This window comes from Dorea sp. 210702-DFI.3.125, assembly GCF_020560945.1.
In the GTDB taxonomy this organism is placed as follows: domain Bacteria; phylum Bacillota; class Clostridia; order Lachnospirales; family Lachnospiraceae; genus Dorea; species Dorea formicigenerans.
The window spans coordinates 1-19,878 of the sequence record NZ_JAJCNF010000031.1 but is presented as its reverse complement, the minus strand read 5'-3'; the positions used below and the strand labels follow the sequence as shown (position 1 = coordinate 19,878).

At 40.6% G+C, this 19,878-nt stretch carries 13 protein-coding genes; 2 read left to right on the top strand and 11 right to left on the bottom strand.

What is annotated here, in order from left to right:
• Positions 1-30: 30 nt before the first annotated feature.
• The 3 genes from LI164_RS13020 to LI164_RS13010 are packed head-to-tail and all read right to left on the bottom strand — an operon-like array spanning position 31 to position 5,377.
• The gene (locus LI164_RS13020; RefSeq protein WP_040015306.1) at positions 31-804 is read right to left on the bottom strand and encodes a hypothetical protein; all 774 of its coding nucleotides are present in this window, start codon (positions 802-804) and stop codon (positions 31-33) included.
• Positions 779-2,056 (bottom strand): DUF5716 family protein, encoded by a 1,278-nt coding sequence (locus LI164_RS13015; protein ID WP_117607067.1) that lies wholly within the window; start codon positions 2,054-2,056, stop codon positions 779-781. The genes LI164_RS13020 and LI164_RS13015 overlap by 26 nt, the downstream gene beginning before the upstream one ends.
• Positions 2,057-2,086: 30 nt before the next feature.
• Positions 2,087-5,377, bottom strand: a complete 3,291-nt coding sequence (locus tag LI164_RS13010) for a DUF5717 family protein (protein WP_117607068.1) — start codon at positions 5,375-5,377, stop codon at positions 2,087-2,089.
• Positions 5,378-5,486: 109 nt separating this feature from the next.
• Here LI164_RS13010 and LI164_RS13005 point away from each other — a divergent pair, with 109 nt between their 5' ends.
• Positions 5,487-6,593 (top strand): histidinol-phosphate transaminase, encoded by a 1,107-nt coding sequence (locus tag LI164_RS13005; RefSeq protein WP_117607069.1) that lies wholly within the window; start codon positions 5,487-5,489, stop codon positions 6,591-6,593.
• 92 nt (positions 6,594-6,685) lie between these two features.
• On the opposite strand, the gene LI164_RS13000 is transcribed toward LI164_RS13005, so the two are convergent.
• The 8 genes from LI164_RS13000 to LI164_RS12965 all read right to left on the bottom strand — a co-directional run bounded on the left by LI164_RS13000 (position 6,686) and on the right by LI164_RS12965 (position 18,388).
• Positions 6,686-8,689, bottom strand: a complete 2,004-nt coding sequence (locus LI164_RS13000) for an FtsX-like permease family protein (RefSeq protein WP_227087253.1) — start codon at positions 8,687-8,689, stop codon at positions 6,686-6,688.
• A complete protein-coding gene (locus LI164_RS12995) occupies positions 8,673-9,440 on the bottom strand; it encodes an ABC transporter ATP-binding protein (protein WP_005331274.1) in 768 nt (255 codons plus the stop codon). Before LI164_RS12995 ends, LI164_RS13000 begins: the two co-directional genes overlap by 17 nt.
• A 173-nt stretch (positions 9,441-9,613) precedes the next feature.
• The gene (locus LI164_RS12990; RefSeq protein WP_227087254.1) at positions 9,614-10,624 is read right to left on the bottom strand and encodes a sensor histidine kinase; all 1,011 of its coding nucleotides are present in this window, start codon (positions 10,622-10,624) and stop codon (positions 9,614-9,616) included.
• Positions 10,621-11,292 carry a response regulator transcription factor gene (locus tag LI164_RS12985; RefSeq protein ID WP_227087252.1) on the bottom strand — a complete coding sequence of 224 codons (672 nt, stop codon included), beginning with the start codon at positions 11,290-11,292 and terminating at the stop codon, positions 10,621-10,623. The genes LI164_RS12990 and LI164_RS12985 overlap by 4 nt, the downstream gene beginning before the upstream one ends.
• Positions 11,293-11,433: 141 nt before the next feature.
• Positions 11,434-12,309, bottom strand: a complete 876-nt coding sequence (aroE, locus tag LI164_RS12980) for a shikimate dehydrogenase (RefSeq protein WP_227087251.1) — start codon at positions 12,307-12,309, stop codon at positions 11,434-11,436.
• Positions 12,310-12,539: 230 nt separating this feature from the next.
• Entirely contained in the window at positions 12,540-15,773 is a 3,234-nt protein-coding gene (gene carB / locus LI164_RS12975) for a carbamoyl-phosphate synthase large subunit (protein ID WP_117495138.1), read from the bottom strand.
• Position 15,774: 1 nt separating this feature from the next.
• Entirely contained in the window at positions 15,775-16,845 is a 1,071-nt protein-coding gene (locus LI164_RS12970) for a carbamoyl phosphate synthase small subunit (protein ID WP_227087250.1), read from the bottom strand.
• 295 nt (positions 16,846-17,140) lie between these two features.
• Positions 17,141-18,388, bottom strand: a complete 1,248-nt coding sequence (locus LI164_RS12965; RefSeq protein ID WP_227087249.1) for a transglutaminase domain-containing protein — start codon at positions 18,386-18,388, stop codon at positions 17,141-17,143.
• 85 nt (positions 18,389-18,473) lie between these two features.
• On the opposite strand from LI164_RS12965, the gene LI164_RS12960 reads away from it, so the two are divergent.
• Positions 18,474-19,733 (top strand): peptidoglycan-binding protein, encoded by a 1,260-nt coding sequence (locus LI164_RS12960; protein WP_005331288.1) that lies wholly within the window; start codon positions 18,474-18,476, stop codon positions 19,731-19,733.
• Positions 19,734-19,878: the final 145 nt, after the last annotated feature.

Sequence of the window (19,878 nt, the reverse complement as noted above, 5' to 3'; positions counted from 1 at the left end):
ACGCTAAATCGCTTTGTTATAGTAACATATTCAGGACTTCTTGTCAATCCTGCGGTTCTCGCTTTTCCACGTAATCAGCTTCTCATCAGAAAAATCCAGATCATTTTCCTTCTTTGCTTCCTCCATCTCTGCTTTAATCTTTGCAGACATTGAAAGAAACATCGAATTCCCGGATAACATTTTTACATAATCTTTTTCCGGAAGTCCCCGATAGCAGCAATAAATATATGCTTTCAGCATATCTTCTTCCTCACAGATGCTGTAAGCCTCCTTAAACATCAGTGCTGCTTCTTTATAAAGAAACAGGTATCCATAAGCGCTACCGAGACAGCCGTATATTTTTCCATAGAATTTTTTATTCACGGACTCATCCCAGTCCTGACTTAAAATGGATTGATATACCAAAATCGCAGACTCATATTCTCCTGATTTCATTAAACTGTCCGCCTTATACTTCGCACGTTCTACATCTCTTTGGTTTTTCAGCTGTTCCAAAAGATTCTGAATCTTCACGATCTCTGATGGTGCATAAATCACAGATCCTTTCAATATTGTAAGTACGAACTCTTCTAATGTCGCATTCTGATCCAGATCACGGCGCAGATCCTCTGCCATTTTTGCAAGACCAAGTTCGTCTTCCAACCAGTCACACAGTCTACGGTTCATAATTGTATAATCAATTAAATACAAATTATTACACAGATAATAACATAATTCTTCAATTGTATAAATTCGCATATGCACCCGGGAAATCTCGTACGGGCGCTTTGCACGTTTACTATGACATAGAATTAAACTGCCCATTGATTCCTCCTAACTGAATTGTCTTCTCCACCCGGAAATCTGTCGGGGTGAAGAATTCGCCAAATCCCACATCGCGAAATGTCAATTTACAGGTACGTTCATCTAAAAACATAACCTCTACTTGAAGTCTTAAAGAATAATCTGTTCTCTTCGGAAGACCTTCCAGCGATACTTTCTCCACCTGTACTTCTTCGTCTACCAGACTTTCCACTAAAATTTCAATATCAGAAGCGTCCTCCAGGAGCACTTCCCACTGTCCATCTGCTTCATACCAATGCGTTCCCCATGTCACAAGCGGATACCACCCCTCCTGACCATCCACACGCATACGCAGACAAATCCTCTCTGTCAGTTTTGTCTCATCTAAATAAATCGGTCCGTCATCATTTGGCTCACATTTCCGGATAGATTTATAGCAGGCTCCCTTGCTGTAAAGATTATTTCCCATAAAGGCACGTCTGCCGTTACAAAGCACCCGGAGAGAATTCGGGTACCAGTTCTTCTCAAATCCTTCTCCCGTTAAATATACCGAAGAAATAACCTTTTTTTCGAACACATTTTCAATCATAGACTTGAAACTTTCGTCCGGGCTCTTTTCCTTATTCATAATCGGATAAAGCGCTTCCAGTTCCTTTCTCTGGGCATTTGCCACTTCATCGACTGTCACAAATGAATTCATGCCGTGGCTTGCATCCACTCGGAGCCTTCGAAGCATATATGCCTTGATTCGATCTTCATCACAATAGAACAGTGCAGATTCATACTGCCATAATTCTTTTGGCTGAAAAATCATATACTGGCAAAAGCTTTCTTTATAATCCTGAACATTGATGATTTCCTTATCTACGCCAATATGTTGACCGATCCCTTTGAGCATCTTCGCCATATCCACGTCCGTCTCCGGAGTTGTAAATGTCAGATACTGAATATTTTCAAAATCCTGAAGTGTCAGACTGATGTATTTTGCAAGGAGCCACACTGCATCATAAGTCTTGCCGGCAAGGCTTACTTTCTCGCGGCGCTTTGCCTTTCCATAAAGGTCCGTCTCCGTGCAGTCTTCTCCTACGACCGCCAGTCTTTTTGCCTCTTTTCCAAATACCCAGCGGTCTTTAAAATATCCCAATACAAGAGGAATCAGGTAATTATTGGACGAAGCCATCATTGTATCCGGCTCTTCCATAGAGTCGTCATAATAGCTGATCTGGCAGCCCTTCTCATTGATGTCATAGCCAATCACACAACCTCTTTTCATTACCATTCCTCCTTTCTCTTTTTGTTGTATTTATTCATAAAGTTTGAACATTTTTTTTGCAAGTATATCCTCTTCTTCATACTCCATCATAGCCTTGTTACGGTTTGCCGGTGTCATCTGGACCATGGCGTTGATTCTTCCGAAACGCCCAGCTAAAATTGCATGATCATTTCTGATGATCTGCTTTTCTGTATTTGTGCTCTCTTTTCCATCAGACTCCTGGATATAATAATCCAGTTCCTCATCTGCATAGAGTACAAACTGTTTCACATACAGATTCTCAAATACCGGAACAAGCATCTCTGAATGATAACCAAGTGTTTTCTTACCGGAACCCTTGATTTTATAGAACAATTTTACTTTACTTCCTTCTTTTGCCTGATAAGAAACTATAGTCTTATCATAAAGCTGCACTTCACGAAGCCACTCTTCCTTGTATTTCATGTACGCTGGAAAAATAATCTGTTTTTCACACATTTCCCGTAAGAGCTGATGCAGGACGGCTTCTATGTCTGCCGGGTAATCACTGCCCGCATAATAACATAAAAGTGCCACTTTGCAGACATCCGGAAGTTCTTCTTTCTGGTCACATTCTCTGGCAATAATATGAAATACACATGTTTCAAGTTCTCTTCCATAGAGAATATACTCTCTGGAAACAAATGCAAGATATGCCTGTTTCAGCCGGAAATATGCTGTGTCAGACAGATAATAATCTTCGAAAATTTTCTCTTCATCAAAAATATTTTCCGAGAACAGCATCTGCGTAATAATACGCTCTGCTACTTTATAGGACGGAATCTCATATTCACGCATAACTTCCCAAAGACGTTTCATATCTCTTGTTGCACCACAGAAATATTCACCCAGATATGTCAGCGTCGCCTTATCATATTGCTGTTTCTTGAACATTTCAAATGTCAGATAAAGGAGAAATGCATCTTCTCCCGGATCTTCCTCGCGGATTTTTTCGCTGCAAAGGCGAAAGACCTTTCTCTCATCTGCACCGGTCAGTCCACTTTCCCGTAACGTGTCAAAAGTCACTTCCACGACCTCGCCAGTCTTCTTCCACATACCGGCCTCGTCCTCATATTTCTTACACATTTCCATGAATCTCGGTTCGTAAAATAACCGTTTTGTCTCGTAAGCAATAGAATCTGTGTAATATCTGCCATCCATGGACTCCCACACAATTCGGGATTCTTTATCGTAGAGCTGAATGATTGCACCGGTCTCTTCGTCATACGGGATACGTTGCCTGACGGCACCATCTTTTTCAATGACAAGAACGCAGCGCATATGTGGCACTTTCGTGGAAACCTCATAAGAATAGCAAATATCTCTCATAGCTTTCATTCGTTTCTCGTCCATTTCCTCTGGCAGGCAGAAACGTTTATAAAGAATCTTCAATGCCTCTGTAATATGGCGTTTCATGAGCTGCTCCCATGTAAATGTCACAATCTGCTCACGGTAATTTAAGAACATTGCCTGATCATCACTGTAAGTCAGAAGATTTGCATATAAAAATGCTTCTTTCCGGTAATCCAGTGTATTACCATGCATAAAATACAAATAAATTTTCCGTGGAAGCGGTCCGCGCATACGTGTCTCGTCCATGGCAATCATATAATACTCATAAAGTCTGGCAATCCGAAAATCTTCCTCCACTGCTTTCTGATACCATGGAAAATATTCCGATGATGTCTTATTTCCTTTGATCAGAAGAGTGCAGATTGTATTCAGAATCATCGGCTCTTCGTACATATTATAGAGACGCTTTAAAATCCGATAAACCCGTTCATTAAATGTCTTCTGCTGGCTGGCAAAATTCGCTACATAAAGGGCCAGTTCCTTCGTCATAAGACGGTATTTTGATGCAAATGTCAGTACCAGAAGTTCAAATTCTCCAAGTTTTCGAAGAAGAATCGGCTTCTCCTTGTAGCACAGATATGCCTCCAGATAAAATAACACGTCCTCTGTCCCATACTCATACTGCTGTTCCAGAACTTCCAGTTTCTTATATGGATTCTTGTACTTTGGATCCATCTGGATGATCATATAGAGCAGAAGCCATGAATCCTGATGCCGGATATACGTCTTCTCCAATTCATCCAGCACACGGTCTGTATGCGCTTTATTATCCCGGATCTGAGCTGTCAGAAAGAGATAATAACAATTCGTGATCGGGTCTTTACCAATGGCAAAACGATTATAATTGTAATTTTCAAGAATCCATTTTGCGTCTTCGATACGGTCACCCAGCATGTAAATATGTGCCTGCACAAGTTGATATAATTCGCTCTGCGTCTCAATTCTTCGAACCGCAGTCATTTTTTCCACTGCGCTGTCCACCCATGTCTTCAAGTCAATCCGGCCGGCCACAAATCCGATATATTCTTTCAATATCTGAGCAATCAAAAGCTCCGGCACATGGTGATTCTCATCATATTCCTGATTCTGCAGCACTTCTACTTCATAGCTCAACGTCTCATATGGAGTCTGGAAACGGATTACGCCGTAATTACGCCCTACATGAAGGAATTCCGGGCGTACAAAGTATTCAACTTCATAGTTGTTACCTACAAAGTCTTCTGTAGAAATCTCCTGTCTGGACACCTTTAAGAAACGTCCCTCCGTCTCAATGTGGATTGGCACATAACCCCATGTATTTTTCATCAGAGTCACAACACCTTTTGTAGACTCCAAAATATCCTCAAAGAGCATTCCTTCTCCAGGAAGTGTCAGGAAAATACATTCCTTCTGCTTAATTCCTACAAGAAATTCTTCCATTGCCTGCTCTTCCAGTGACCATTTGCGCATATTATCATAGAGATAAAAGATACGTTCATTCTCATATTTTAAAATGGCATAAAAATCTCTGGAGCGGAATAGTCTTGCCGCCTCAGAATAATCTTTTACTGCCAGCTTTCTGAAATCATCTGTACTCTGTACCTTGCCATAGGTGGTCATCACGTAAGGTTTCTCTATGATTGCCGTAAATGACAGTTCATATTCTCCACCGGTACATACAACTGTGAATTTACCTTCTTCTACGTGTCCTGGTTTTAAACCACGCCCGTCATATGTGAATTCCACTCTTGCCGGATTTCCTTCAAATCCGGAATCCTTGAGCTTAACACGAAAAGAAGACGGGTAAACTAAGCCCCGTATCACATGTTCATTCTCACTTTTAATTATGAAACTCCCCCGGTATACTTCCCCTTCACCGATTATCAGAACCAGATTCGTTTCTTCAAATATAACTTCTGGACGACCGGTCCGGAAGTTCCCTTTCGAAAATTTCTGGATTTTGTTTTTCAAGTCCTACACCTGCTTCTTTCGTTGCATTTTTCTGAAAACATACTATAATGAATTATAGCATTGTTTTGTCCTGAATGGCAATACCATGAAAGGAGTATTTAGAGTATTTATGGATAAAAAGAATCAAAGACCTGAATTTCACGGCAGTGATCTGGAAAAAATCGCTGCATATTACCACATTCCGGCATCCGAAATTCCAGGCATCATTAAATTCGGTGCCAACGTGAACCCTCTTGGACTGTCCGAATCTGTAAAAAATGATCTGGCAGGGCATCTGGATATTATTTCCTCCTACCCGGACCGGAACTACACTTCACTTAAGAAAACTATCGGAGAATACTGTCACATTTCCCCTAAACATATTGTTGTAGGAAATGGATCAACAGAATTAATTTCTCTGCTCATCAGTCAGAGACAGGCAAAAAAAGCACTTGTTGTAGGACCAACTTATTCTGAGTATGAACGCGAGCTTGCCCTCACCGGTGGAACGATCACTGAATATAACCTGAAAGAAGATTTAAATTTCCAGTTAGATATGCAAGACTTCTTTGCCTCTATGGCAGATGATGTCGACCTGCTGATTCTGTGCAATCCGAATAACCCGACATCATCAGCGATTAAAAATCACGATATGAAACAGATTTTAACCTTCTGTAAAGAACGTAATATCTTCGTCATGATAGACGAAACTTATGTAGAATTTGCTCCGGACGTAGCCGAAATTACTGCCATTCCACTGACTGATGAATTCGATAATGTAATGGTCATCCGCGGTGTATCCAAATTCTACGCAGCACCGGGACTACGCTTCGGCTACGGTATCACAAGCAATCATGAATTTTTAGAAGCACTGCTTATTCACCAGAACCCGTGGAGCTTAAACAGCGTCGCAGCCTATGCCGGTGAGCGCATGTTCAAAGACAACACCTACCAACAAACAACAAGACAGCTTATCTGCTCCGAACGCGACCGCATGTACATGGCTATACAAAACATGCCGGCTTTCAAAGCATACAAGCCTTATGCCAACTTCATACTTGTACGCATCTTAAAAGAAAGCTTAACTTCATTTGATATTTTCGAGGCAGCCATAAAAGAAAGAATGATGATCCGTGACTGCTCATCATTCAAAAGTTTAGATGGCGAATATATCCGGTTCTGCATAATGAATCCAGAAGATAATACACATCTATTAAAATTGTTGGAACAATTCTAATACAATTCAATTGGGGACGGGGTTTTTTTGAAAAAACCCCGTCCCCAATTGAACTTTAACCTGTCCCTTTTTGAATTGTTTCTTTTTCTAAACTATTTTACTATTCTATAATATTCGCGTTCTGTCACCATAAATACAATAGAATAAATCACTGCAAAGACTATAATTGTTGCTATTGTACATTCAATAAATAATGTGATGTTTGTCATGGAAAACATTGCCAGTAGTTTTGTAATGACTTTGAAGGCTGCTGCCACATGAATGATTGCCATAATAAGCGGCAGGAAGAAGATCATTAGCACCTGGCTTCGAATGGATTTTTTTACTTCTTGTTTATCCATGCCAACTTGCTGCATAATCTTGTAACGGTCTTTGTCGTCGTAACCTTCGGAAATCTGTTTGTAGTAAATAATGAGTACTGTTACCATGAGGAACATGAAGCCGAGATACATGCCCATGAAGAAGAGGCTGCCATACAATTCGTAAAAGGAGTCTTTGTTAATTTGTCTTCCGCTACAGGAGCAGAAAGTTTCTGGAACTTGCTCACTCAGTGCTGTTCTGATCTGTTGTTCTACGTTCTTTTTTAATTCGCTGGAACCTTTCATATCGAAAGCCTCATAATAAGTCATTGCCATCAGGCTTGCTTTTGTTTCATCATTCTGTGTACTTTTTTCATAAGTCTGTTTTAAAATATTCAGAATCTGTTCTTCGTCTTTCATAATCATGTAAGTAATTGGAATATCTTTATCGTTATTTTTCTCGTCTAATTGAGATTTGTCCAATTCTTTTTTTATATTAAATTTTGTATCATCTAAATAAATTTCATTCTGTCCGTAACTTTTTGTCTGAGTAGAAAAAAGAAGTACTTCTCCATCATTTAATGTCTCATTTTTTTCTTCCAGACGGTTATAGTCTGCAAGTGGAATCAGCACAACTGAACTGGACGTTTTGTCTGAATAATATTTATCAGGATCCAGAATCATCTTATTTCCATCCAGATAACCGGTCAGTTCTCCCAAATGATAAATACGTTCATTTTCCGCCTTCGTATTATTTTTTCTTATAATTTCCTCAATGATTGTATGCACTTTTTCTTCTGTCTGTGCATTTGTTCTGTAAATGCTCACCTCGCACTCTCGTGGATATCTGACGCTGATAATGTCATTCATACCCACATAAAGGCAAACGGTAGTGGATACCATAATCAGTACCATCGTACTTAAGATGCAAATGTTTGCGAGCCCCACTGCGTTTTGTTTCATGCGGTAAACCATGCCGGATACTGCCGTAAAATGTTTTGCCTGGTAATAATATTTTTTGTTTTTCTTTAACATTTTCAGGACTGCGATACTTCCTGCAATAAACAGACCATAAGTTCCGAGCACAACGCAGACAACTGCGAAGAAAAATTTTGTCATCGCATCCAGTGGATTTCCGGTCGTTTGTGCAATGTAATATCCGGTTCCAAGCAAAATCGCTCCCACAATCGCCAGAAGCCACTTTGTCTTTGGCTCACGCTCTCCTTGATTGCTCCCATGCAGAAGCTCTACCGGACTGACTATGCGGATCTGAAGCAAATTATAAAGAAGAATCAGTACGAAAATTGCCATAAAAAATACAAAGGTCTTCTCCAGCACCGGAATCTCTACCGTAACTTTCACACTGATATCATAATGTAAAAGTTTTCCAAGTACAAGATACATCAGCTTTCCAAATACAATACCTAAGAGTATACCACCGAAAATACTGATAAATGCAGTAATCACCGCCTCAATCGCAAGCATTTTTGCAATATGTCCTTTTCCCATACCAAGAATATTGTAAATCCCGATTTCCCGCTTTCTTCGCTTAATCAGGAAACTGTTCGTATAGAATAGAAAAATTACAGAAAAGATCATCAGCAGTCCATTCATATAGCCCATAATCAATTTCACATTTTTACTTAGCCCGTTATTTCCCTGTGCCATACCACCAACAATGTAGTACATCATAACAGAAAGTACTGCCATTAAAATGTATGGAACATACGTCTTACGATTGTTTTTCAGATTGGTGATTGCAAGTTTTCCATAGATTTTGCTACTCAACGCGCTCACCTCCTGCTTCGAGAACAGTCAGTGTGTCGGAAATTTTCTGATACATCTGTTCATCAGTCAGATTGCCACGGTACAACTGATGGAATACCTCACCATCTTTAATGAACATCACGCGATTTGCACTACTGGCAGCTTTCACACTGTGAGTGACCATGAGAATTGTCTGTCCATCATGGTTCACAGAAGAAAACAAGCGAAGAAGTTCCTGCGCTGCCTTGGAATCCAGTGCTCCGGTCGGCTCATCTGCCAGAACGATCTGCGGCTTGATAATCAGCGCTCTTGCCACTGCCACACGTTGCTTCTGTCCACCAGACACTTCGTACGGGTACTTTTCCAGAATTTTTTCAATACCAAGATGCCTCGCGATCGGCGCAAGGCGCTGTTCCATTTCTTCATATCTTCTTCCGGACAGAACCAGTGGCAGAAAAATGTTATCTTTCAGTGTAAATGTATCTAACAAATGAAAATCCTGAAATACAAATCCAAGATTCTGACGACGAAATGCAGACATTTCCTTTTCCTTAATCGTACTTAAATCTCTTCCCTTTAAAATGACCTTGCCACTTGTCGGGCAGTCAAGCTGTGCCAGAATATTTAACAGGGTACTTTTACCAGAACCAGACTCTCCCATGATTGCCACATATTCTCCCGGCTCTACTGAAAAATTCACATCACGAAGTGCCTCTACTTTATTGCCCCCAAAACGAGTCGTATATATTTTCTTTACATTTTTCACTTCCAATAACGCCATATCAATTTCTCCTTCTTTTTCATTGTATAAAAACTGCTTTCAAAATCCTGCGGACATGTCTTTCACACGATTTTTTTAACTTCTTTACACAATCAATTATAAAAAAAGGAGAAATGCATTTCCATTGATTTTGGTTACATTTCCCCCTGCTAATCTTACAATCTTGTCACTATTTACTCTACCTGTAAATTTTCTTTCATCAGATACAATAACACCCGTGTTCCTTTTCCCAACTTAGATTCTACTCGGATCTGGCAACGGAGCTTCTCTATAATCTGCTTACATAAGTAAAGACCGATGCCTGTAGATTTCTTATCACTTCTTCCATTATACCCGGTAAATCCCTTTTCGAAAATACGCGGCAAGTCTTCTGAGCATATACCGATGCCTGTGTCCTCAATTACAAGCCAATCATCTTCCATATAAATAGAAATGCTTCCTTCGACTGTGTATTTCAATGCATTGGACAAAATCTGCTCCAGTACAAAAACGAGCCATTTTTCATCTGTCGTAACGATTACCCGAAGTGCTTCATAATGTAATGCCAATTTCTGCATGGCAAACATACGGGAATACTTCTTAAGTGCCTGTTTTACCAGATTGTCCAAAGCATATTCCTTCAGCATAAGATCTCCCGACATGTCCTCCATACGCACATAAGTCAGAACCATTTCCACATACTGTTCTGTCTTAAAAAGTTCTGTCTGCATATCCTGCAAAAGCTCATAAGTTCTGGCATCTTCCGTGTCGCCGGCTGCCTGCGCAAGCACTTTCATGGCAGCAATCGGTGTCTTGATCTGATGCGCCCACATACTGTAATAATCTTTCATTTCCTGGCGCCCAATCCGCTCCGCTGATTGCAGATCAGACATTTTCTTATACATATTTTGAATAATTGCCTGATACTCTAACTCGATATATGACCTTGTCGCCGGAAGATTTTCCGTCACCTCTTCCAAACGCTGCTTTGCCTCAATGACTGCCACACCCTTCTTATAATATTGGTTAAATTTGAAAATTCCATATCCAAGCAGCCAGATTGCGGAAAGAAAAAATGCATAGTTCACCGCATCAACTGGCAAGTTGCTCAGGCTGAAAATGACATAAAACACACCAATGAATCCAATATACAGGCAGATATCGCCTCTTTTTTCTTTCAAAAAACTCCCCAGCAGCTTTATCATTCCACAATATACCCAATTCCTTTCTTCGTCTGAATCCAATTTTCTGCTCCGATTTCTTCCAATTTCTTTCTAAGCCTCGCCACATTCACTGTCAATGTATTATCGTCAATGAACTCATCACTCTCCCACAACCTCGTAATCAGATTTTCCCTTGAAACAATCCGTCCTGAATTCTCCATCAGAAGCTTCAGAATCCGGAATTCATTTTTCGTAAGCTCCACCGACTGACTCCCACAGGTCACTGTCGCATCATTAACATTTAGCATCACTCCTGCATGCTCAAGTACGTCCATCGTCCCACGGAATGCATAAGCTCGCCGAAGCACCGCCTGCACCTTCGCCGTCACTACGCTAAGGTCAAATGGTTTCTCCACAAATTCATCTCCGCCCATATTCATGGCCATAACAATATTCATATTATCATTTGCCGATGATAAGAAGATAATCGGTACCTTTGAAATCTTGCGGATCTCCTGGCACCAGTGGAACCCATTAAACAATGGCAATACAATATCCAGGAGCACAAGCTGCGGCTCATACTCCCGGAAATCTTCCATCACATTCTTAAAATTCGTCACACAATGCACCTCATAATCCCATGTTCTTAAATGCTCCGCCAGCACATTTGCAATCGTCCGGTCGTCTTCTATAATTAAGATTTTATACATACATCCTCCTAAGTCACCCGTTTGGCAATAGTGTAACTGATTTTTTTCGATTTGTGTATAGTTCTCCTCAAATCTTACAAAAATTTAAGGTTCCATGTTAAGTCCAAATCTCCCAGCTGATATAAATCTTTCTTTTATTCTCTACTCCGCAAAGAATTTTGCTTTCACGTCTTCCACCGGCATTTCCTGGCCTGTAAACAAATGAAACGCCTCTGCCCCCTGCCACAGGAGCATACCTTTTCCACCGACCACGCATTTCACACCGGCTTCTTTCGCCTCGCGCATCATACGTGTCTCCTTCGGATTATAAATAATCTCCGCAACGACCAAATCTTCCCTATATACAGAAGTGTCCTGGATCATCGTCCCTTTCTCATTCGGTTTCATGCCCACATTTGTTGCATTTACAAGAATATCACTTTCTCCGATACTCTTATACAATGCTTTTTTATCTGCCATATCACAGATCTGTATCTTGCACTCTGGTGCAAATTCTAATATTTTCTTCGCAATCTTCTCAAGCTTTTCGAAGTTTGCTCCCTTTCGGTTAAACACATGAATCTTGGAAGCTCCGTCCAGTGCAAGCTGTACAAAAATTGCAGTTCCGGCTCCACCACCGCCCATAAGTGTAATTGTCTTATCTTTTACAGAGACGCCGTGTTCTGCAAGATTTTTCACAAATCCGACTCCGTCTGTATTGTGCCCAATTAGTTTTCCATTTTCATTCACTACCGTATTGGAAGCGCCCATGATCTGCGCTGCCGGAGACAACTCATCGACCTGTCTTGCAACTTCCATCTTGCATGGCATCGTCACATTAAAACCGCGGATCTTAAGAAGTCTCGCCGCATCCAGAAATTCTCCTACCTGATCTTCTTTTATCTCAAATGCCATGTAGGCATAATCAAGTCCTAATTTTTCAAAGCTGTAATTGTGCATTGCCGGAGAACCGGAATGTCCCACCGGAGAACCAATCAGTGCTAATAATGTCGTTGTTCCGCTAATTCTTTTTTCCATGTCATGTACCTCTTCCAGTCATTATATAATATTATCAATTATGTTCTAAAACAACTGATTTTCTGATTCCAATTATAACACACCGCTAAACTGACCGCACTCTTTAATTATCTTACATTCTCAGAGATTGCTTTACTTTATAAAAAGACAGCCACGACACATTTTGTGCGCCATGGCTGCCTTTTTCAATACCACCCTCATCTCATGATATTTTCTACTTTCAAGAATGCCTATACTGCCTGAATCTTTGCAATGTCCACCAGTGTCAGTTTCTGAATATCTGTATTCTCCAGACTGGTGATCAGTGCTTTTGCTGTATCGATAGCTGTCAGGACATTGACACCCGTCTCAATTGCACTTCTTCGAATTACGAAACCGTCTTTGGAGTGTTCTGCTCCCTGTGGCGGAGTATCAATAACAAGATCTATCTTATGTCCAAGGATCAGATCCATGAGGTTCGGTGTGCTCTGTTCAATCTTGTTGACTGCAATTGCTTTCACACCTGCTTCTGTAAGTGCTTCTGCTGTTCCTTTTGTCGCAAAAATCTTGTATCCGATCTTTTCAAAACGTTTACCGATTTCTACAGCCTCATCCTTATCCTCATCACGGACAGTCATAATCATATTGCTAAATTTCGGAAGTTTGATTCCTGCACCTAAGAATGCTTTATATAGCGCCTCGTCAAATGTCTTGGCAATTCCAAGGCACTCTCCTGTAGACTTCATTTCTGGTCCAAGGCTGATATCTGCATCACGGATCTTCTCGAAAGAGAATACCGGCATTTTAACTGCATAGTAATCTGCCTCCGGCTGTAGTCCCGGTGTATATCCAAGTTCTTTGATCTTGTGACCGATAATCACTTTTGTTGCCAGTGGAACAATTGGAATTCCAGTTACTTTACTAATGTATGGTACCGTACGGCTGGATCTTGGGTTTACCTCGATAACATAAACCTCTTCACCACACACAATGAACTGAATATTAATCAGTCCGATGACATGCAGGGATTTTGCAAGTCGTCTTGTATATTCTTCAATAGTACGTTTTGTCTTATCCGAAATACTCTTTGCAGGATATACAGAGATACTATCTCCGGAATGGATACCCGCACGCTCAATATGCTCCATGATACCTGGAATCAGGATATCTTCTCCGTCACATACGGCATCGACCTCAATCTCTTTTCCCTGTAAATATTTGTCTACCAGAATCGGGTGATCCTGCGCAATCTGATTGATGATTCCGATAAATTCCTCGATATCATTATCGTTAATAGCAATTTGCATACCTTGTCCGCCAAGCACATAGGACGGTCTTACCAGTACCGGATAGCCGAGTCTGTTCGCAACAGTCTTTGCCTCCTCAGCTGTAAATACAGTTCCACCAGTCGGTCTTGGAATTTGACATTTTTCCAGAATTTCATCAAATAATTCGCGGTCTTCGGCTGCATCTACATCTTCTGCCTTTGTACCAAGAATCGGCACTCCCATTTTCATCAATGCTTCTGTCAATTTAATTGCTGTCTGACCACCGAACTGAACAACTGCTCCGTCCGGCTTCTCCAGGTCTACAATGCTCTCTACATCTTCCGGTGTCAGCGGCTCGAAATAAAGCTTATCGGCAATATCGAAGTCCGTGCTGACTGTCTCCGGGTTATTATTGATGATAATTGTCTCGTATCCCTCTTTTGCAAATGCCCATGTACAGTGTACGGAACAGAAATCGAACTCGATTCCCTGTCCGATACGGATTGGACCAGAACCAAGGACAAGAACCTTTTTCTTACCGGAAGTCTCTTCTACTTCATTTTCACTTCCAAATACAGAGTAATAATACGGTGTTTCTGCCGCAAACTCAGCGGCACAGGTATCTACCATTTTGTAAGATGCGGTAATACCGTATACCATTCTAAGATCATGCACCTGTCTTTCTGTAAGACCTGTCAGTCTTGCGATAACCTCGTCCGGGAACTCCAGGCGTTTTGCTTCTTTTAATAATTCCTTTTCAATTCCACCACGTCCGGATGCTACTCTTGGCGCGCATGCACGCAGAGACTGCTCCATCTCTACCAGGTTTGCAATCTTATCGATAAACCAAATATCAATCTTTGTAATCTTATGTATTTCTGTATAAGGAATTCCTCTTCTAACTGCCTCTGCAATCTTCCAGATTCTCTGATCATCTACTACGTCCAATGCGTTCATCAGTTCTTCTCTGGAAAGATGACTGAAATCATAGGACATAAGACTGTCCACATGCTGTTCCAGAGATCGGATTGCTTTCATAAGCGCTCCCTCAAAATTATCACAAATACTCATGACCTCTCCGGTCGCCTTCATCTGTGTAGTCAGCGTACGTTTTGCACTGATAAATTTATCAAATGGAAGTCTCGGAATCTTAACAACACAATAATCAAGCATCGGTTCAAAACTTGCATATGTCTTCTTTGTAACTGCATTTTTAATCTCATCAAGTGTATATCCAAGCGCAATCTTTGCTGCTACTTTTGCAATTGGATAACCCGTAGCTTTTGATGCGAGCGCAGAAGAACGGCTGACACGTGGATTTACTTCAATAACACAATATTCAAATGATTCCGGATTCAGGGCATACTGTACGTTGCAGCCTCCTGTAATATTAAGCTCACTAATGATATTGAGGGCTGATGTACGGAGCATCTGATATTCTTTATCGCCCAGCGTCTGAGACGGTGCTACAACAATACTGTCTCCGGTATGTACACCAACCGGATCAATATTTTCCATATTACAAACCGTGATACAATTTCCTGCTGCATCACGCATTACCTCATATTCAATCTCTTTCCATCCTGCGATACAACGTTCAACAAGTACCTGACCCACACGGGAAAGACGAAGCCCATTTTCAAGAATCTCTACAAGCTGACGTCTGTCATGTGCAATTCCACCACCGCTTCCGCCAAGAGTGTATGCCGGACGAAGAACGACCGGATATCCAATCTTTTCTGCAAATTCGATTCCGTCCTCTACGCTCTCAACTACAAGTGATGCTGCACATGGTTCGCCAATTTTTTCCATTGTTGATTTAAATTCCAGACGATCCTCTGCCTTCTTAATTGTCTGAGCTGTTGTTCCGATCAAGCGGACATTATGTTCTTTGAAAAACCCCCGCTCTTCCAATTCCATAGCAAGATTCAGCGCTGCCTGTCCTCCCAGAGTCGGCAGGACACTGTCTGGCTTCTCTTTCATAATAAGCTGTTCAACAACTTCTACCGTCAATGGCTCTATGTATACTTTATCAGCAATATCCTTGTCCGTCATAATAGTCGCAGGATTTGAATTCAACAGCACAACTTCCAGTCCTTCTTCTTTCAATGAACGACATGCCTGTGTACCCGCATAGTCAAACTCTGCTGCCTGACCAATGACGATAGGACCAGATCCAATTACAAGTACTTTCTTAATTTCTTTATTTCTTGGCATCTTATTTGTCCCCCTTCATCATCTCAATAAATCTGTCAAACAGGAATGTAGAATCCTGTGGCCCCGGGCATGCTTCCGGGTGGAACTGTACAGTGTATATCTTCTTGCCTATGTAATTCAATCCTTCGTTTGTTCCATCATTGACATTGATAAATGCTTCTTCTGCAACATTCTTATCCATAGTATTATAATCAACCGCATATCCGTGATTCTGCGAGGAAATGTAAACGCGTCCCGTAGACAGATCTTTTACAGGGTGATTGCCACCTCTGTGACCATATTTTAATTTATATGTCTTTGCACCATATGCAAGAGCCATCAACTGATGTCCCAGACAAATTGCAAATATTGGAATGTCTGTCTCTGATAATTTTCGGATCTCTTCTATAATAGAAACACAAGTTTCCGGATCTCCAGGACCATTGGATAACATGATTCCGTCCGGATTAGATTTTATGATTTCTTCTGCTTTTGTGTCTGCCGGATAGACAGTCACTTCACAGCCTCTTTGAATTAAAGATTTTGAAATATTATTCTTTGCTCCAAAATCCATAAGTGCCACTTTAAATTTTTCTCCTGGAAAAACATGTTTCTCATCGCAGGTCACCTTTGATACAACATCTCCAACGGTGTACGCCTTAAGTTTTGGAATGATTTCATCTAAATTATAATTCTCATTTGTAGTAATCATACCATTCATGGTTCCCTTTTCCCTGAGAATCTTCGTCAATGCTCTTGTATCCACGCCTTCAATTCCTGGAATGTCCTGTGCAGCAAGGAAATCCTGAATTGTACCGTTGCATCTAAAATTACTTGGCATTCTGGATAATTCTCTTACAATATATCCGTCCGGCCATGCTTTCTTTGACTCCATATCTGGTGTGATTCCATAGTTTCCTATCAGTGGATAAGTCATCACAACGGCCTGTCCGGCATATGAAGGGTCTGTCAGCACCTCCAGATAACCGGTCATTGACGTATTAAAAACAATCTCACTGATCATATCCCTCGTCGCCCCGATACTTTTTCCCGCAAAGACTGTCCCGTCTTCTAGAATTAGAAATGCTTTCATATATTCACCCTTATCCTTTCTGTTACTTCTAGTCTGCTCTAAAGCTTCCCAAATTGTTAAAAGTATACTATACTTATTATCCTTTTTCAACCCAAAAAAGTATTTTTTTTACAGTTTTTTATCTACTTTCGACAAAATCATTAAAATAGCCGCTAATTTTAATGTGTTTTATTTTACGTCAAAAAATTGCTTTTTTCGTCAATATGCCTGTTATATTGGTTTTATCCATACTTTTTCGTTTAAAATCCGGTTGATATTTTTAGCATTTAGGATGAGATATATTTCAATTCTTTTTTTAAGAATATTTCCAGAAAATTGTAATTTTATTCATTTTTTTGTCATCTATGTAACTGTAGGAGACTTCTGTCAAATGATACCACTGCGCCAGATTCTGTGCAGCACGCTTCACCTCGTTATTTAAAATGTCTTCTTTTGCAGTTTTATAAACTGATTCATCGGAATATTTCAGTACAACTTTCGTCTCTCTCGCCGAAATCACCTGGTTCATTGCTTTAAGCGCCGTCTGACCATCATATTCTGTATAATACATTCCATTAACTACATAATAATTCAAATCCATCTTCGTACAATCCGGAAGTTCTACTTCCAAATCCGGCGTATGAGTCCGAAACAACTCATCATCATCACAAAGCATATAATCGTAGCTGATATTGTCACGAATTTCGTCATCCATTACATTTTCAGCCTCCTCTTCCGACTCCTGGAAAATTGGATCTCCCCACGTCACATCCACATAATAATAATCGCCGTCACATTTCACCAAATTCCATGCATGAGGGATCTTATGGCCATCACCATCACTGAAAGATTCTGTCACCTCCCCAGTAACATAAGTGCAGAACAGCCCCTGCTTCTCCATGAGATACTGCATTGCTTTAGAATAACCGGCACACACTGACTTTTTTCCAATAAATACACTGCAAATATTTTGGTTATCTTCTGCTGCATCATCATAATCCACCTGATTCACAATATACTCATAATCATAAAGAATCTTCTCATAATCCGAAGCATTTTCACTGATACCGGATAGACACTCCGACACCTCCATGTCAATCTGTGTCTTCTTTTTTTCACATTCTTCTTTCGTATACAAATATCCCGGCATCACAGACGTATAATTCTGAAATCCAGAATAGGCTGTGGAAGAAGCTGTCCCATCGCTCCAGAAAATCTCCGGATAATCATTCAACACATAAACAAGAAGTTCATTAACACGTTCCGGCTTCTGGCTGTGCACATAAATTTGCTCTACATGATCCAAAAGCCCCTGCAAAAGCTCCTGATACACTGTCTGCTCTTCTTCACTTAGCTGCTGATAATAAAATTTACCGTCCATTCCTCCGATTTCTTCTGAAACATGCTGATATGTCACCGGCTCCTGACCAATTAATTTCAGCATGACATCTTTTATATTGCCATATTCCCTGTATTGATATACTCCACAGACAATCAAAACTCCCATTACTAAAATCAGGAATCCCAAACCTCTATGGCGTCTTCTTTTCTTCTTTTTTTCCATCTATAATCCTTTCTTCACATCTCACACATTTTCTTTCTCTATCATACAATAAAAGTAATCTAGTTTCTATGAGGTATTTTTTATTATGAGCATTTTTCATATAACCGACACGCCGGATTGGGGGCAGTTGAAAATAAATCTGACTTCCAGGATTCATGCACATCCTATTGAAAATGCACGTATTTCGATTTCATACACTGGAGTCCCTGATGAGACATTGGAAGAGTTGACTACAGATTCTTCCGGTCAAACCGACACCATTAATCTTCCTGCACCTCCAATTGAATACAGCTTAGATGAAACAAACGAATTGCAGCCCTATTCTGAATATACAATTTCTGTGGAAGCAGCAGGCTATGAATCTATCCAGATTGCAGGTGCTGAGATTCTATCCACAGTCACAGCTATCCAGAATATTTCCATGCGTCCGCTCATTCCTGACACAAATCAAAATTCTATTTATGTGATACCTGCACATACATTATATGGAAATTACCCGGCGAAAATACCGGAGGAAGAAATCAAACCATTAACCGAAAGCGGTGAAATTGTCTTAAGCCGGGTCGTTATTCCCGAATACATCGTTGTTCATGATGGAAGTCCGAGAGACTCCACCGCTAAAAATTATTATGTCCGTTACAAAGATTACATCAAAAATGTGGCATCCAGTGAAATCTATGCAACCTGGCCCACCAATACGATTCGCGCAAATGTACTGGCAATTATGTCCTTTACATTAAATCGGGTCTATACAGAATGGTACCGGAACCAGGGCTATGATTTTACTATTACATCTTCCACTGCATTTGACCACAAATGGATTCCTGAACGGAATATTTACGATTCTATTTCAATCATCGTAGATGAATTATTTGCCGACTATCTTGCAAGACCAAATGTAAGACAGCCGATACTTACACAGTATTGCGATGGAAGACAGGTTCAATGTCCAAATTGGATGACACAGTGGGGCTCAAAGACCTTAGGTGATCAAGGCTATACTCCCATACAAATTCTGCGTTACTACTACGGTGATGACATGTATATTAACACTGCCAGTGCAATTTCCGGTATTCCATCGTCCTGGCCAGGTTACGACTTAAGTATCGGTTCCACCGGTGACAAGGTACGCCAGATGCAGGAACAACTCCTTGTTATATCTGATGCCTATCCAGCAATTCCTAAGATTGATGCAGATGGAATCTTCGGTCCTGCCACTGAAGCTGCTGTACGAAAATTTCAGTTAATCTTCGGTCTTCCAGTGACTGGAATTGTTGATTATAAAACATGGTATAAAATCTCAGAAATATATGTTGGAGTATCTAGAATTGCAGAATTAAATTAGCTAAGATGGTTAAATACATCACCAAAGAATAAAATATATTGAGATGACTTAGGAACTATATCAGCTGATATAGCCTCCGGCAGGATTGCGGAGGTGCGCAGTAGAAGTATGTCATGCAATTGCATGACATACTTCTACTGCGCAC

Coding starts and splice junctions, on each gene's coding strand:
- LI164_RS13020 (WP_040015306.1), bottom strand. CDS start 804: ATGGGCAGTTTAATTCTATGTCATAGTAAACGTGCAAAGCGCCCGTAC.
- LI164_RS12985 (WP_227087252.1), bottom strand. CDS start 11,292: ATGTATAAAATCTTAATTATAGAAGACGACCGGACGATTGCAAATGTG.
- LI164_RS12970 (WP_227087250.1), bottom strand. CDS start 16,845: ATGAAAGCATTTCTAATTCTAGAAGACGGGACAGTCTTTGCGGGAAAA.
- carB (WP_117495138.1), bottom strand. CDS start 15,773: ATGCCAAGAAATAAAGAAATTAAGAAAGTACTTGTAATTGGATCTGGT.
- LI164_RS12960 (WP_005331288.1), top strand. CDS start 18,474: ATGAGCATTTTTCATATAACCGACACGCCGGATTGGGGGCAGTTGAAA.
- LI164_RS12990 (WP_227087254.1), bottom strand. CDS start 10,624: ATGATAAAGCTGCTGGGGAGTTTTTTGAAAGAAAAAAGAGGCGATATC.
- aroE (WP_227087251.1), bottom strand. CDS start 12,309: ATGGAAAAAAGAATTAGCGGAACAACGACATTATTAGCACTGATTGGT.
- LI164_RS12965 (WP_227087249.1), bottom strand. CDS start 18,388: ATGGAAAAAAAGAAGAAAAGAAGACGCCATAGAGGTTTGGGATTCCTG.
- LI164_RS12995 (WP_005331274.1), bottom strand. CDS start 9,440: ATGGCGTTATTGGAAGTGAAAAATGTAAAGAAAATATATACGACTCGT.
- LI164_RS13005 (WP_117607069.1), top strand. CDS start 5,487: ATGGATAAAAAGAATCAAAGACCTGAATTTCACGGCAGTGATCTGGAA.
- LI164_RS13015 (WP_117607067.1), bottom strand. CDS start 2,056: ATGAAAAGAGGTTGTGTGATTGGCTATGACATCAATGAGAAGGGCTGC.